Consider the following 14,653-nt stretch of genomic DNA (forward strand, 5'->3'; position numbering starts at 1 on the left):
CCGCGCTCGATGCCTTCAGGCTGGGTCCGGATGTGCGGCTGGACGTGGGCGCTCCAAACGATTTAGCCACATGTCGACAGGCTCTATTCGACCGTCAGGGACGGGTTTTGCCCGCAAAGTCGGCTATGAATTCCCTCCGGCACTTGCAGGGCTGCCCATGACGAGGCTACATGGCCCCGCGACAGCCAACTCCGGATTAGCGATGCTCGAACTTCTCGGTTTTATCAGCTACCTCATTACTCTTTATACCTATATCGTCATCGCCGTTGTGATCGTCTCCTGGCTGATGGCGTTCGGCGTCATCAACGCCTATAATCCAACCGTGCGCACCATCTGGCAGGCATTGAACGCGCTTACCGAGCCCCTGCTTGGGCCGATCAGAAACGCGATGCCGAATATGGGTGGTCTCGATATTTCGCCGATTATCCTGTTGCTGGCCTGCTATTTTATTCAGAGCGTGGTCATTCCCAACATTGCCAAGGCGGTCATTTGAGCAGCGCAACGGCCGACAATCCGGCGGGGCGCAAACCCTGGCGGCACGGCGACGCGTGCGTCATTGCGCACTTTCGGCTCACGCCGAAATCCTCCAAAGACGCCGTTGAAGGGATTACCGATACGGGCGATGGTCCGGCGTTCCAAGCGCGGGTTCGCGCCGTTCCAGAGAACGGCGCCGCCAATGCCGCGCTTGAGGATGTCGTTGCGCGCTGGCTCGGGTTGCCGAAACGCTCCGTTTCTCTCGTTTCCGGAGGCAAATCGCGCCTCAAATCGCTCAGGATTGCGGGCGATGCGGTCCTGCTCGATCAGATATTGCAAGTGAAAGTCGACGAATTTCAAAGATAGAAGACCAAGGAGGAAGACGGGGATGCCAGGAGCGCAAGTGATCGATGGTAAGCAAATTGCGGCGAACGTGCGCGCCGAGGTCGCGGCAGAGGTCGCACGCCTGCAGAAAGAGCATGGGCTAAAGCCTGGGCTGGCGGTCGTCCTTGTTGGTGAAGATCCCGCGAGTAAGGTTTATGTCGCGAACAAAGCCAAGCAGACCGTAGAAGTCGGCATGAATTCCTGGGAGCACCGCCTTCCGGCCGAGACGAGCGAGGCCGACGTGCTGGCGCTTGTCGAAAAGCTTAACAAAGATCCCGCTTGCCACGGCATACTCGTGCAGCTGCCGCTGCCGAAGCACATCAATTCTGAAAAGGTTTTGAACTCGATCAATCCGGACAAGGATGTCGATGGATTTCATCCGGTTAATGTCGGCCGTCTGTGGGTGGGCGAGCGCGCGCTCGTGCCATGCACACCGACGGGGTCGGTGATCCTGGCCAAGACCGTGCTGCCGAGCTTGTCGGGTCTTGACGCTGTGGTCATCGGACGCTCGAACATCGTCGGAAAGCCGGTCGCGGCACTGCTTCTACGCGAGAACTGCACAGTCACAATCGCCCATTCGCGAACGAAGAACATCGAAGACGTCGTGAAACGCGCCGACCTGGTTATCGCGGCGGTCGGCATTCCGGAAATGGTGAAGGCGAGCTGGATTAAACCCGGCGCGACGATCATCGACGTCGGCATCAACCGCGTTCCGTCCGAGAACGGAAAGACCAAGCTCGTCGGCGACGTCGCTTACGATGAATGCGCCAAAGTCGCCGGGGCAATCACGCCGGTTCCTGGCGGCGTCGGCCCGATGACAATTGCGTGTTTGCTGCGCAATACCGCTCAGGCGGCTGCGATGATCGCAGGCGTCAAGTCGGTGTTTGGCTGATACAAGACATTCTATCCGATGTGGTGAAATCAACGCCGGGCAGCTGCTCCGGCGTTTTTTTATTTTGCGGTTCTCTCGCGGAAAGCGTGCTGATCGCGGATATAAGCGTTGAAGTATTCTCCCGCAGACGATGCCGTGATCAAGCCGTCGTACTTCCATTCAGGCACGTTAAAATAGGTGTAGATGCGGCCCGACGTGAAGGTTACGTCGAGCGTTAAAGCATCGGGATCATAGTCGGCGCCGCGAATAACGGTCGAATCCGCAAATTCCATTGTCGGAGGCCTGTTTCGAGCAACTCATGTTTAGGCGGCTCGTGCCCGGCGCAGTGTCTCGCCGCGATAGCTCAGGGCTTCGGCGATGTGCGCGCGGCTCACGGTTTCAGACGCTTCCAGATCGGCAATGGTTCGCGCCACCTTTAGCGTGCGATGAAATCCGCGCGCAGAGAGACTGAGGGTCTCAGCCGCATGCCGGAGAAGGGCAACGCCGGCCTCGTCAGGTGTCGCGATTTTCTCAAGGAGCGCCGCTGAGCACTCGGCGTTGGTCCCGACGGAGTTAGCGCCCAGCGCAGCAAACCGTGATCGTTGGCGATCGCGCGCCGCCGTGACGCGAGCGCGGACTTCGGCGCTGCCCTCAGACGGAGGCGGCAGGACGAGATCGGCGGCCGAAATTGCGGGCACCTCGATTTGCAGATCGATGCGATCGAGCAGAGGACCTGAGACGCGCGCCTGATAGTCGGCGGCGCAGCGCGGGCCTCGGCGGCAGCTTTCTCCGGGCGAGCCTCCGCCGCATTTGCACGGATTCATTGCGGCGATCAGCTGTATTCGCGATGGATAAGAAATTCTGTGATTAGCGCGTGCAATAACCGTTTCGCCCGATTCGAGGGGCTGGCGCAGCGCGTCGAGCACGTTCGGCTGAAACTCGGGAAGCTCATCGAGAAATAGAACACCGTGGTGCGCCAGTGAGACTTCGCCGGGGCGGGGACGCGAACCGCCACCAACGAGCGAAGCCATACTCGCCGAATGATGGGGCGACCGGAACGGACGATCGACCGTCAGTTTGCCGCCAACCAATTCGCCCGCGAGCGAATGCACCATAGAAACTGCGAGAATTTCCTCCGGTTGTAGTGGCGGGAGAATCGAGGGCATGCGAGATGCCAACATCGATTTGCCAGAACCGGGGGGACCGATCATCAGCAGGTTGTGGCTTCCGGCAGCCGCAATTTCGAGAGCGCGCTTGGCCGTTTCCTGGCCTTTGATGTCTCTTAGATCGGCAAGTGAACTTTGCTCTGTCACCGCGTTCGGCTTTGGTCGCGACAGCGTTTGCAGGCCCTTGAAGTGGTTAACAAGCGACAAGAGATGGGGCGCGGCAAGGATGTCGATGTCTTCGCTGGCCCACGCCGCTTCCGGGCCGGATGCAGCCGGGCAAATCAAACCCTTCTCCATCTGATTTGCCCCAATGGCGGCAGGGAGCGTCCCCGGTACGGCGCGGATCGATCCGTCGAGCGCCAGCTCGCCGATGGCTGCATAGTTCGCGATAGCGTCGGGGGCGATGGCCTCCATCGCCGACATCATCGCGAGCACGATCGGCAGGTCGAAGTGGCTTCCTTCTTTCGGGAGATCGGCTGGCGCGAGATTGACGGTGATGTGCTTGAAGGGCAGACCCAGCCCTACGGCGTGCAGGGCATTGCGGACGCGCTCGCGGCTTTCGGCGACCGCTTTATCGGGCAGGCCGACGATCGCGAACGCCGCCGCTCCCGGCGTGACGCGCACTTGGACCTCTACGGGCCGCGCTTCGATACCGATGAATGCGAGCGTCGAAATCTGGCCGTACATGGCGCCCCCGATGCCGTTCGACTGACCTGGAGGCTAACGGACATCTCGGAGGCGATCAAGAACAAAAATAGAACGATCAGCCCTTTTTCATCGCCATCGAGAGGCCAATCAGGGATGAATTGACGAACTGGATTTCGACGGCCTGCATGCTGCCGCGGACGACAATATCCATGTTGGCGGAGATATCAGCACCCCGAACGATGACACGAAAACCTTTCGGCGTAACGTCACCCGTCAGATCACCTTCGAAGTTATGGATCGTTTCCTTCCAATGGCCCGTGAGCTTGCCGCCAGCTTCCTTGATATTGCTGATGACTTCAATCGCTCCGGAAGACGTGGCGCATCGGATTGTCTGCTTCAGCTCATTCTGAGATGCCGGATCGAGGATGTAAGTTGCGCGGCATTTGACACGCTCGGGCTTGCTGGCTTTGAAACCAAGGACGCCCTCGCCGGTCCAGCGCCCAACGAGCGCCGCGAACGGAGACGTTGTGATCGCGTCCGCGCTCCGCAACGGCACGATAGCAGCGCACAGGCCAAAGATGGCCAGCGAAAGACGTGACGCCGCCCAACCTCCCAATTTCCATGACATCATTTGCGGAACATCCTTCCGGTTGATGGGCGCGCGTCTTCCGGCGGGAACGTCACGCAGCTCGTTGTCTCTTTCTTTCGATTGCGTCCCAGATCATCGCGGCGATGTCGTTGCCGCCGAACGCCTGAATTTGGCGTATACCGGTCGGGGAGGTTACGTTGATTTCGGTCAGATACGGGCCGATGACGTCGATGCCCGTGAAGATGAGGCCACGCTTTTTAAGCTCGGGTTTCAAGCGCGCGCATATTTCCTCGTCGCGCGCAGTGAGCTTCGCAGCAACCGCCATTCCGCCGACGTGAAGGTTCGAGCGTGTCTCACCGGCTTGCGGGATGCGATTGAGCGCACCGGCAATTTCGCCATCAACCAGAATGATCCTCTTGTCGCCCTCTTTCACTTCTGGCCGGAATTCCTGGACCATGAACGGTTCGCGGAAGACCGTTTGGAAGAGCTCGATGAGCGAGGCGAGGTTTCCGTCGTCCGGTTTGATGCGGAAGACAGCCGCGCCGCCATTGCCGTAGAGCGGCTTGATGATGATGTCTTTGAACTCTTTGCGAAATGCTTGAACGTCAGCGAGAGATCGCGTGACGAGCGTTGGCGGCATCAAGTCGAGAAAATCGAGGACGAAAAGTTTTTCGGGCGCGTTGCGCACGTGCGCCGGATCGTTGACGACCAATGTCTTTGGATGGATGCGCTCCAGAAGGTGCGTCGTCGTGATGTAGGCCATATCGAATGGCGGATCTTGCCGAAGGAGAACCACGTCGAGATCGGCGAGATTTTCGATGCGCGGTTTCGAGAGCGCGAAGTGCGTGCCATGCTTATCTTCGACCCTCAAACTTTGCCCGCGCGCCAGAAGCTTGTCGCCGTGCAGTGAGAGATCGGGCGGCGTATAGTAAAAAATATCGTGGCCGCGCTTCTGCGCTTCGAGCAGAATCGCGAAGGTGGAATCGCCTTTTATATCGATGCGATCTATTGGATCCATCTGCACGGCGATTTTGAGAGGCATGCGTGTCTTTCAAACGGCTCTGGAAAAGATCAATTTCCAATGACTGTAACTGCCCCTTTAGCCGATTTGGTGTATCTGCGAAACGGCGCGTCACGCTCAGCGCTTCGAGGTCTCCGTCTTATGGCAAACATGCCGCACGCGCCGATGCGGTAGCTAAAGATCAAAGGAAATTATAGGGGTCGATATCGACCGTTATCCGAATGTCGCTTTTGAGTTTTGGAATTGTTCCAGCCCAGGCACGCAGATAAGACTGGAGATCGACCTCGCGGGGTGCCTTGACCAGCAATCGCCAGCGATGGCGGCCGCGCACAACGGCGATGGGCGCTTCGACGGGGCCGAGCACGGAAATGACATCCGAAGGCGGCGCACGTCTAGCGATTTCCCGCGCCGTGATCTCCGTCAAAGGCTTGTCGCGAGCGGAAATAACGATGGCGGCCAGTCGTCCATAGGGCGGCAGTAAGCCCGATTGTCGCGTCTTGACCTCGTAGTTCAGGAAGGCATCACGATCGCCCGCGACGATGGCTTTCATAACCGGATGGTCGGGCGAATATGTTTGCACGAGACCACGGCCGACAAAGCTCGTGCGGCCGGCGCGGCCCGTTACCTGATGCAAAAGCTGGAACGTGCGTTCAGCGGCGCGAGGGTCAGCCCCGTGGGCTAAGCCGAGGTCGCCATCGACGACGCCGACAAGTGCGAGGCCGGGGAAGTTGTGGCCTTTGGCAACAATCTGCGTACCGATGATGATGTCGTATTCGCGCGCCTCGATGCCGCGAATGATCTCGCGCATTTCCGTCAGGCTAGGGATCAGGTCGGACGAGAGCAGCGCCACCCGCGCGTCGGGAAAACGCTCGGTGATTTCCTCCTGCACACGTTCGACCCCGGGGCCGCAGGCGACGAGTGCACCGGGCGCCGCACACTTCGGACACTTCTCGGGAAGGGCGAGTGAAAAACCGCAGTGGTGGCAAGTTAGTTTTTTCTTGAAGCGATGCTCGACCAGCCATGCCGTACATTGCGGGCATTCGAGGCGGTGGCCGCACGACCGGCAAAGCGTTAGCGGTGCGTAGCCCCGGCGATTGAGAAACAGCAACGTTTGCTGCTCTTTCTTCAGCGTCTCGGTAATCGCGGCGACGAGACGCTGCGCCAGCCATTTACCTGGTTCGAGCTTTTCGGACTTTAAATCGATTAGCGCGACATCTGGCATCGCAACGCCTGAAAAGCGCCCGGGCAGCACGGCGTGGCGATAGCGTCCGACGAGTGCGTTGACGTGACTTTCGATCGAAGGCGTCGCGGAGGCGAGCACAACGGGGAATTTCCCGAGACTGCCACGAACGACCGCCATATCGCGTGCTTGATAATGAACGCGATCTTCCTGCTTAAATCCCTGGTCGTGCTCCTCGTCGATTACGATCAAGCCGAGCTGCACGTAGGGAAGAAAGAGCGCCGATCGCGCGCCGACGACACACCGCACGTCTCCGCGCGCAACGCCTTTCCAGATGCGGCCGCGCTCGGCGGGATTCAACGCCGAATGCCATTCGACCGGTGCAACGCCAAAGCGTTTTTGAAAGCGCTCCAGGAACTGACTCGTCAACGCAATTTCGGGAAGCATGATGAGCGCCTGATCGCCGGCTGCGAGCGCCCGCGCAACAGCTTCGAAGTATACTTCCGTCTTGCCAGAGCCGGTGACGCCGTCGAGCAGCGTGACAGAGAAGTTCTTGGCATCGACCGCGCCGACGAGCGTCGAAACGGCGCGCTCCTGCGCTTCCGTAAATTCGGTCGTTGCGTGTTCTGGATTGGGGCGGGGGAAGACGCGCTCGGGAATCGCGACCTCGACCAGATTACCGGCTGCTGCCAAACCGTCGATTACGCCCGTTGAACAGCCTGCGAGATGCGCCAAATCCGATTTGGCGCGGATGAGGCCATCGGCGGCAATGTCCAGGGCGCGTGTACGTGCGGAGGTCATTTTCGACGGCAGCGGGGCGCCGTCGACAACTCGCACGCCGAATCGATGCTTCGGAGGCTCGAAAGCTGCGTCGGCGCTCATCATCATGCGCGCCACCATGCCGAGCGGCGCCAGGGTGTAGCGCGCCACCCATTCGGCAAAGCGCATCGAGATTTCCGGGAGCGGAGGTGCGTCGATCAGGCTCGTCAGGGTCTTGAGCTTTTTCGAATCGACAGGCTTGCCTTCGCCTCGGGGACCGTCCCAGACAATGCCGATGCGCGTCTGCGGCCCGAAAGGCACGAGCACAAAGGAACCGGGAGGCACGTCGGCGCCGTCCGGTACAAGATAATCGTAGGTCTGATCGAGCGCGACCGGCATCAAAACGGGCACGCTCCGGCCGCCCCCGTGGGCACCGTTATCCAGGATTTCGAGCAGACTATCCAAAGGGACGTTCAACGGACTAGAAGCTTCTTCCAAGAATCGAGCGTGCTAGGTTTGCTTGAAGTTGCGGCGCACCAAAGGCAAGCCGGAAAAGTTAGGGACGAGGTAGGAGAAAGAAATGAAATTCTTCGTCGATACCGCCGATGTGGCCGAGATCAAGGCGTTAGCTGCCACGGGCCTGCTCGACGGCGTGACGACAAATCCAACGCTGGTCGCCAAGGCGGGGCGGGATTTCAAGGATATCGTCAGGGAAATTTGCGCGGTCGTGCCGGGACCGGTTTCGGCAGAGGTCGCGGCGACCGATTACGAAGGCATGATGCGGGAAGCCGAGGTTCTACGCAAGATCGCCAAGAATGTGACCATCAAAGTGCCGTTGACGCTTGATGGCCTCAAGGCGTGCAAGGCGCTGACGAGCGACGGCACGATGGTCAACGTTACGCTTTGCTTCTCAGCCAACCAGGCGTTGCTCGCGGCGAAAGCAGGCGCCACATTCGTCTCTCCATTTATCGGGCGGCTTGACGATATCGGCTTGAACGGGATGGACGTCATTCGCGAGATCCGGACGATTTTCGATAACTATCCGGACCTTTCAACGGATATCTTGGCGGCGTCGATCCGCACCGTGAATCACGTCAAGGAAGCGGCGATGATCGGCGCCGATGTCGCAACAATACCGCCCGCCATCTTGAAGGCGCTTGTCAAGCATCCGTTGACGGATGCCGGGCTCACGGCCTTCGTCAATGATTGGAAGAAGACCGGGCAAAAGATCGTATAACGGGTCGTCGTTGCCCCACGGATATAGACGCGTGCCATCAGGACTCATCTCGCCCAGTCTTTTGCGCCGCTTCGCCGACATCGTCGGCGGTGCGAATGCGTTGACGCGCGCGGATGATCAGGCGCCATATCTGCGCGAATGGCGGGACCGGTACATCGGGAAGACGCCCGTCGTGTTGCGACCGGGGACTACAGATGAAGTCTCGCGCATCGTGGCGCTCGCCAACGCGCATGCCATCGGTGTCGTACCGCAAGGGGGAAATACCGGGCTCGTCGGTGGACAAATTCCGTCGCAAACCGGCGACCAGATCGTGCTCTCGCTCGCGCGCATGAAAAAGGTGCGCGATGTTGATTCCGCAGGCGGCACGATGATCGTCGAAGCCGGCGTTACCCTTCTCGAAGCTCAAAATGCAGCCGAGGGTGTGGGCCGGTTGTTTCCGCTGAGCCTTGCATCCGAGGGCAGCGCGATGATCGGCGGCGTGCTTGCGACGAATGCTGGCGGCACAGGGGTTCTAGCTTACGGCAACGCGCGTCACCTGGCGCTCGGCCTTGAAGCCGTGCTTGCCGACGGCCGCATCTGGAATGGATTGCGGCGTCTGAAGAAAGACAATACGGGCTACGATCTTCGCGATCTGCTCGTTGGTTCCGAGGGTACGCTTGGCGTCATCACGGCGGCGGCCTTGAAATTGTTTCCCATACCGGCAGAGCGTGAGACGGCCATTGTGGCGGTCGAGTCTCCTGCGGCGGCGTTGAAGTTGTTTCGCCTTGCGGAAGCGGAAGCCGGGCCGGCTCTGACCGGTTTCGAGATATGGGCTCATCGCGCGCAAGAGTTTGCCCTACGCTATATGAAAGGGATGCGCGATCCGTTCGTGGATGCTTATCCCTGGTACGTGCTGATCGAGCTTTCGCATGTCAGTCCACGATCGCCGGCCGTGCGCGAACTCGAATCGCTGCTGACGGTGGCCCACGCACAGGACCTCGTTCAGGACGCAGCCATCGCGCGTTCTTTGCAGCAGGGGCAGGATTTCTGGCGTCTGCGCGATTCCTTTTCCGAGGCGCAGAAAGGCGCGGGCGGCAGCATCAAGCACGATATTTCGGTGCCGATTGCGCAGATCCCGGTGTTTCTGGAACGCGCTGCGACGATCGTCGAGCGTGTCTCGCCCGGCGCGCGGCCTGTTCCATTCGGCCACTTCGGTGACGGCAACCTGCATTACAACATCAGCCAACCCGAAGGCGGGGATCGAGAGGCGTTTCTGGCACTTTGGGAGCCGATGTCAGAAGCCATCTTCGAACTTGTTTCTGATCTTGGGGGGTCGATCTCGGCGGAGCATGGCATCGGCCAAATGAAACGCGAAGCATTGCGCCTGCACAAATCGCCCGTCGAACTCGACATGATGCGCGCCATCAAAACCGCACTCGATCCGAAAGGCATCCTCAATCCTGGCAAATTACTGTAGCTCGCCGGTGCGTTAACGGTTTGTTAACCGCGTCGGGAAACGGTCGATTGCGACAGAAGGGGTGGCAGGTGGGTCCATCAAGCGAACATTCGAAATTGGTTTTCGAGCTGCCGCTTGGCGATGACCTCAAGCGAGCGGTTGATGACTGGCTTGTGCATCTGGACGTCGAGCGCGGTCTCAGTTCGGCCACGCGTGATGCCTATCGCCGCGACCTTACGCAGTTTATGGCGTTCTTGAGATCCTATCTCGGATATGCGCCTTGCCTGGCCGATCTCGTGCGGCTTGATGCGAAAGCATTTCGCGCCTTTCTCGCGCACCGGCGCAAGTCCGACGTCGTATCACGCTCGCTGGCGCGTTCGCTGTCAGCGCTTCGAACTTTTTTTCGCTGGCTTGAAAAAGAGGACAAGGTCGAAAACCGCGCCGTGCTGCAGGTGGCACGACCGAAAATTCCACATTCGGTGCCTAAGCCTTTGACGGTCGACGGCGCAGCATCTGTGGTCGTGCCGGAAAATCAGCATGCAATGGAATGGATCGCGGCCCGCGATACGGCGGTGCTTTTATTGCTCTATGGTGCGGGACTACGCATCAGCGAAGCGCTAGGCTTGACGCCAAATACCGCTCCGCTCAACGGCCGCGACGTCATGCACATCAGAGGTAAGGGCGGCAAGGAGCGATTAGTGCCCGCGTTGGCTATCATTTCGGAAGCTATTGCAAAGTATATCGCGCTGTGCCCGTTTCCGCTTTCCGGCGACGGACCATTGTTCCTCGGGGCGCGCGGCGGGCCGCTGTCACCTCGTCTCATTCAACTTGCGATGGAGCAGATGCGGCGTGATCTCGGACTGCCGGAGACGGCGACGCCGCACGCGCTTCGCCATTCATTCGCGACACATCTGCTTTCCGCGGGCGCGGATTTACGGCAAATTCAGGAGCTTTTGGGACACGCCTCGCTTTCGACGACGCAAGTTTATACTGAAGTCGATCGCGAACGTCTGCTGGCTGTCTACGATCAAGCGCATCCCCGCGCCGCTCGCGCCTAGATTTACCGCCTGCTTTTGAGCTTCACATGACATCACGGTTTCTGCTCGGCCTGTTTCTTTGCACCTGTGCCGCGATGTTCTTCTCGGGTCCTCTTCCGGCGCGTGCGGACGATGCGGCGCGACGCTGCCACGGCACCGACATGCTGGCGGAGATGCAAAGCACGGCTCCCGATGTTTACAAGAAGGTCATGGATGAAAGTCGGCTGACGGCAAATACGGAAGCAATTCTATGGAAGATCGAAAAGCCGGGCATCGCGCCATCCTACCTGATGGCGACGATGCATATTTCAGATCCACGCATCTCGCGGCTTCCCGCCCAAGCCAAAGAAGCGATTGCACATTCCAAGTCCGTGGCACTGGAGGTCGCGGACCTCTCGGACAAGGCCGTCGCAGCCGCAATGGCGAAGTCGCAAGAGCTTGTCGCCTACGGTGGCGGCAAGACGCTCAAAACTCAGCTTTCCGCGGAGGAATTCCAAAAGGTCGAGCATGTCGTCGCGCAAGCTGGCATGCCCGCAAAGGTCGCTGAAGTCTTACGACCCTGGCTCATCAGCATGCTTCTTGCGACATCGGACTGCGAACGCAAACAGGTCGCTGCCGGTGCAAAGGTCCTCGATCTGAAAGTTGCGGCGGAAGCGCAGAAAGACGGCTTGAGGATAACGGGCCTAGAAACCATCGAAAAGCAGCTCAAAGCGCTGGCGTCGATTCCGGATGATCAGCAAATTGCGATGCTCAAGGTTGGGCTCAAATACGCCGACCGCAGCGATGACATGATGGAAACGCTTGTCCAGATGTATTTGAAACGGGAAATCGGCGCCGCCATGCCGTTCCAACTGGCCCTCGCAGCAGCGGCGGGCGTGCCAGCATCGGCATTCGACGGCTTCAAGAAGACGCTTCTGCTTGACCGAAACGCGGGCATGCGCGATGCAGCTGTACCTCTAATAGAGAAAGGCAACGCCTTCATCGCCGTCGGCGCGCTCCATCTTGTCGGGTCCGCCGGGCTCGTCGCGCTACTTAGGGAGCGCGGGTATACCGTGACGGCAGTGGAGTAGCGCGTCTGGCCAGGTCAAGCCCGGCCATAGAGTGCAAGTGTCGAGCGACTTCAGAGATGAATGGCACGCTTGCCGACGGCAAGGGCTCCTTCCTTGACTGCTTCGCTCAACGTCGGATGCGCGTGGCACGTGCGGGCAAGGTCCTCCGCCGAGCCCCCGAATTCCATCAGTACACAGGCTTCGGCGATAAGCTCTCCGGCATTTGCGCCGATGATGTGCACGCCGAGGACGCGATCGGTCGTTGCGTCGGCGAGGATCTTGACGAAGCCGTCGGTCGTGCGGATTGACTTGGCGCGGCCATTGGCGGTGAACGGGAACTTGCCGACAGTGTAGGCGACGCCTTCGGCCTTCAATTCTTCTTCCGACTTACCGACACTTGCAACTTCGGGCGCGGTGTAGATGACATTAGGAATGACGTCGTAATTCACGTGCCCTGCTTGTCCGGCGATAATCTCAGCGACAGCAACACCTTCATCTTCAGCCTTGTGCGCCAACATCGGTCCAGCGATGACGTCACCGATAGCGAAGATACCGGACACGTTTGTCTGAAAATGCCCGTCGACCAGCACGCGCTTCTTGGCGTCGAGCGCAACGCCGACTTCAGCGAGACCCAAACCTTCCGTGTAAGGTATGCGTCCGACGGCGACGAGTACGACATCGGCATCGATCGTCTCGGCGGCGCCGCCTGAAGCAGGCTCAATCTTTATGCTGAGTGGATTCCCCGCGATTTCGTTTCCGGTAACGGCCGTGACTTTGCTGGCGAGACGGAACGCGATACCCTGCTTTTCCAGAATTCGCTGGAAGGCGCGGGCGACCTCCTTGTCGATGCCCGGTAGAATGCGATCGAGGTATTCGACCACCAGCACATCGGCGCCGAGACGCCGCCATACCGAACCCAACTCCAATCCGATGACACCGGCACCGATAACAAGCAGCTTGCGCGGAACGGACGCCAAGTCCAATGCGCCGGTCGATGAGACGATCCGCTTTTCATCGATCGCAATGCCGGGCAGACGAGCGACATCAGACCCTGTCGCGATCACGATCGATTTCGCTTCAAGCGTTTGCGTTTCGCCGGTCGGTGAAGTCACAGCGACCTCGCCGCTTTTTACGATCCGGCCGGCGCCGAAATAGCTGTCGATCTTGTTTTTCTTCAAGAGATACGCGACGCCTTCGACATTGCCCTTTACGCCGTCGCGCTTGAACCCCTGCATCTTTTCAAGATCGAGAATCGGTGATGCTTCAATGCCCATCGCGCCGAAGGCGTGCTTTGCTTCGTCGTAAGCATGGGACGCGTGAAGCAGGGCCTTCGACGGGATGCAGCCGACGTTCAGGCAGGTGCCGCCATGCGTTCCACGCTTCTCGACAACGGCAACTTTCATTCCGAGCTGCGCTGCACGAATGGCGCAAACATAGCCGCCGGGGCCGGTGCCAATGACGATTAGATCGTAAGCCATTCCTCAGAGCTCCAGGATGAAGCGCTGCGGATCTTCAAGGCATTCCTTGACGCGCACAAGGAAGGTGACCGCCTCTTTGCCATCGACAAGGCGATGATCGTAAGACAGCGCGAGGTACATCATCGGGCGCGCCACGACCTGGCCGTTGCGAACCACGGGGCGTTCCTCGATGCGATGCATCCCGAGAATGCCAGACTGCGGTGCGTTGAGGATTGGGGTGGACATTAGCGAGCCATAAACGCCACCGTTCGAGATCGTGAACGTACCGCCTTGCATATCCTCGATCGAAAGCTTGCCGTCCCGCGCACGCTTGCCGAATTCGTTGATGCGCTGCTCGACACCGGCCAAGCTTAGCTGATCGGCGTCCCGTACTACGGGCACGACGAGGCCCTTCTCCGTCCCGACGGCGACGCCGATATGGTAGTAATTCTTATAGACGATCTCATCACCGTCGATCTCAGCATTGACGGACGGCACATCGCGTAAGGCTTGGATGCACGCTTTCACGAACAAACCCATGAAGCCGAGTTTGACGCCGTGGCGCTTCTCGAAAACATCCTTGTATTGCGTGCGAAGCGCCATGATCGCGCTCATATCGACGTCGTTGAACGTCGTCAGCATCGCTGCAGTGCTCTGCGCTTCCTTTAGGCGCCGGGCAATGGTCTGCCGCAACTTCGACATTTTCACGCGCTCTTCGCGCGTTACGTCATTGGCGGCGGACGGCAAACGGAGATCCCGCATCGCGATCGTTTGCGGTGCGTGTACCGCGACAGCATTAGTTGGCGCGCTGCTATTCGGCGCGTCCTGAGGGGAGGGTGTTGTCGACGGCCGCGTTGCCGCCGCAGCAACGGCGTTGATCACGTCTTCTTTCAGCACCTGTCCGCGACGGCCAGAGCCTGCGACCTCCGAGGCTTCAAATCCAGATTCGGCAAGTGCCTTTCGCGCGGCCGGCGGCGGCGGTGGTACGGTCGTATTCGCCGCGGGCTCGGCTGCCTTCGTCGCAACATGCTCCGGCTGCGGTTGTGGCGGCGGGGCTTTCGGCGGCGTTGACGTCGCGGATGTGTTCGCTGCGCCATCCTTTAAAGCCGCGAGCAGGGAGCCGACTGCCACTGTCGAGCCGGATTGGACAAGGATGTCGCCGAGCACGCCAGAGGCGGGCGCCGGGACTTCGACCGTGACCTTATCCGTTTCGAGTTCGACCAGCGGTTCATCCGCTCGTACCGGATCACCCGCCTGTTTGAACCACTTGCCAACGGTCGCTTCCGTGACGCTCTCGCCGAGCATGGGGACGCGAATCTCAATCGACATATTGAGTCCTCACATTG

The 14,653-nt window shown here is 59.6% G+C and carries 14 protein-coding genes; 7 read left to right on the forward strand and 7 right to left on the reverse strand.

Annotated elements, in window-relative coordinates:
* Positions 1 to 70 precede the first annotated feature (70 nt).
* From VHB22_RS09080 to folD, 3 genes are read left to right on the forward strand one after another with little or no spacing between them, the layout of a single operon-like run.
* Complete coding sequence (locus VHB22_RS09080) at positions 71 to 493, forward strand: YggT family protein (protein WP_414652723.1); 423 nt, start codon at positions 71 to 73, stop codon at positions 491 to 493.
* Complete coding sequence (locus VHB22_RS09085) at positions 490 to 840, forward strand: DUF167 family protein (protein WP_414652724.1); 351 nt, start codon at positions 490 to 492, stop codon at positions 838 to 840. Before VHB22_RS09080 ends, VHB22_RS09085 begins: the two co-directional genes overlap by 4 nt.
* 22 nt (positions 841 to 862) lie before the next feature.
* Complete coding sequence (gene folD, locus VHB22_RS09090) at positions 863 to 1,750, forward strand: bifunctional methylenetetrahydrofolate dehydrogenase/methenyltetrahydrofolate cyclohydrolase FolD (protein ID WP_325456647.1); 888 nt, start codon at positions 863 to 865, stop codon at positions 1,748 to 1,750.
* A 59-nt stretch (positions 1,751 to 1,809) separates the two neighbouring features.
* Here folD and VHB22_RS09095 read toward each other — a convergent pair whose 3' ends face one another.
* The 5 genes from VHB22_RS09095 to VHB22_RS09115 all read right to left on the reverse strand — a co-directional run bounded on the left by VHB22_RS09095 (position 1,810) and on the right by VHB22_RS09115 (position 7,569).
* The gene (locus VHB22_RS09095) at positions 1,810 to 2,022 is read right to left on the reverse strand and encodes a KTSC domain-containing protein (RefSeq protein ID WP_325456648.1); all 213 of its coding nucleotides are present in this window, start codon (positions 2,020 to 2,022) and stop codon (positions 1,810 to 1,812) included.
* A gap of 30 nt (positions 2,023 to 2,052) precedes the next feature.
* On the reverse strand, positions 2,053 to 3,582 hold the full coding sequence (locus tag VHB22_RS09100) for a YifB family Mg chelatase-like AAA ATPase (RefSeq protein ID WP_325456649.1): 1,530 nt from the start codon (positions 3,580 to 3,582) through the stop codon (positions 2,053 to 2,055).
* A 76-nt stretch (positions 3,583 to 3,658) separates the two neighbouring features.
* Positions 3,659 to 4,171, reverse strand: coding sequence for a hypothetical protein (locus VHB22_RS09105; protein WP_325456650.1), 513 nt, complete (start codon positions 4,169 to 4,171; stop codon positions 3,659 to 3,661).
* A gap of 52 nt (positions 4,172 to 4,223) precedes the next feature.
* Positions 4,224 to 5,174, reverse strand: a complete 951-nt coding sequence (gshB, locus tag VHB22_RS09110; RefSeq protein WP_325456651.1) for a glutathione synthase — start codon at positions 5,172 to 5,174, stop codon at positions 4,224 to 4,226.
* 160 nt (positions 5,175 to 5,334) lie between these two features.
* A complete protein-coding gene (locus tag VHB22_RS09115; protein WP_325456652.1) occupies positions 5,335 to 7,569 on the reverse strand; it encodes a primosomal protein N' in 2,235 nt (744 codons plus the stop codon).
* Between the two features lie 103 nt (positions 7,570 to 7,672).
* Here VHB22_RS09115 and fsa point away from each other — a divergent pair, with 103 nt between their 5' ends.
* The 4 genes from fsa to VHB22_RS09135 all read left to right on the forward strand — a co-directional run bounded on the left by fsa (position 7,673) and on the right by VHB22_RS09135 (position 11,871).
* Complete coding sequence (gene fsa / locus VHB22_RS09120; protein WP_325456653.1) at positions 7,673 to 8,329, forward strand: fructose-6-phosphate aldolase; 657 nt, start codon at positions 7,673 to 7,675, stop codon at positions 8,327 to 8,329.
* 31 nt (positions 8,330 to 8,360) lie between these two features.
* The gene (locus tag VHB22_RS09125) at positions 8,361 to 9,785 is read left to right on the forward strand and encodes an FAD-binding oxidoreductase (RefSeq protein WP_325456654.1); all 1,425 of its coding nucleotides are present in this window, start codon (positions 8,361 to 8,363) and stop codon (positions 9,783 to 9,785) included.
* A gap of 68 nt (positions 9,786 to 9,853) precedes the next feature.
* Positions 9,854 to 10,822 (forward strand): tyrosine recombinase XerC, encoded by a 969-nt coding sequence (locus tag VHB22_RS09130; RefSeq protein WP_325456655.1) that lies wholly within the window; start codon positions 9,854 to 9,856, stop codon positions 10,820 to 10,822.
* 26 nt (positions 10,823 to 10,848) lie between these two features.
* Positions 10,849 to 11,871 carry a TraB/GumN family protein gene (locus VHB22_RS09135; protein ID WP_325456656.1) on the forward strand — a complete coding sequence of 341 codons (1,023 nt, stop codon included), beginning with the start codon at positions 10,849 to 10,851 and terminating at the stop codon, positions 11,869 to 11,871.
* A 50-nt stretch (positions 11,872 to 11,921) separates the two neighbouring features.
* On the opposite strand, the gene lpdA is transcribed toward VHB22_RS09135, so the two are convergent.
* Both lpdA and odhB read right to left on the reverse strand, forming a co-directional pair.
* Entirely contained in the window at positions 11,922 to 13,328 is a 1,407-nt protein-coding gene (gene lpdA, locus VHB22_RS09140; RefSeq protein ID WP_325456657.1) for a dihydrolipoyl dehydrogenase, read from the reverse strand.
* Positions 13,329 to 13,331: 3 nt separating this feature from the next.
* Positions 13,332 to 14,636 (reverse strand): 2-oxoglutarate dehydrogenase complex dihydrolipoyllysine-residue succinyltransferase, encoded by a 1,305-nt coding sequence (gene odhB, locus VHB22_RS09145; protein ID WP_325456658.1) that lies wholly within the window; start codon positions 14,634 to 14,636, stop codon positions 13,332 to 13,334.
* Positions 14,637 to 14,653: the final 17 nt, after the last annotated feature.

The sequence above is a fragment of the Hyphomicrobium sp. genome, from assembly GCF_035548195.1.
Taxonomy (GTDB): domain Bacteria; phylum Pseudomonadota; class Alphaproteobacteria; order Rhizobiales; family Hyphomicrobiaceae; genus Hyphomicrobium_B.

What these genes read in the sequence shown, in the direction of transcription:
- VHB22_RS09095 (WP_325456648.1), bottom strand. Translation starts at nt 2,022, where the DNA reads ATGGAATTTGCGGATTCGACCGTTATTCGCGGCGCCGACTATGATCCC.
- gshB (WP_325456651.1), bottom strand. Translation starts at nt 5,174, where the DNA reads ATGCCTCTCAAAATCGCCGTGCAGATGGATCCAATAGATCGCATCGAT.
- fsa (WP_325456653.1), top strand. Translation starts at nt 7,673, where the DNA reads ATGAAATTCTTCGTCGATACCGCCGATGTGGCCGAGATCAAGGCGTTA.
- odhB (WP_325456658.1), bottom strand. Translation starts at nt 14,636, where the DNA reads ATGTCGATTGAGATTCGCGTCCCCATGCTCGGCGAGAGCGTCACGGAA.
- folD (WP_325456647.1), top strand. Translation starts at nt 863, where the DNA reads ATGCCAGGAGCGCAAGTGATCGATGGTAAGCAAATTGCGGCGAACGTG.
- VHB22_RS09135 (WP_325456656.1), top strand. Translation starts at nt 10,849, where the DNA reads ATGACATCACGGTTTCTGCTCGGCCTGTTTCTTTGCACCTGTGCCGCG.
- VHB22_RS09105 (WP_325456650.1), bottom strand. Translation starts at nt 4,171, where the DNA reads ATGTCATGGAAATTGGGAGGTTGGGCGGCGTCACGTCTTTCGCTGGCC.
- lpdA (WP_325456657.1), bottom strand. Translation starts at nt 13,328, where the DNA reads ATGGCTTACGATCTAATCGTCATTGGCACCGGCCCCGGCGGCTATGTT.
- VHB22_RS09100 (WP_325456649.1), bottom strand. Translation starts at nt 3,582, where the DNA reads ATGTACGGCCAGATTTCGACGCTCGCATTCATCGGTATCGAAGCGCGG.
- VHB22_RS09080 (WP_414652723.1), top strand. Translation starts at nt 71, where the DNA reads ATGTCGACAGGCTCTATTCGACCGTCAGGGACGGGTTTTGCCCGCAAA.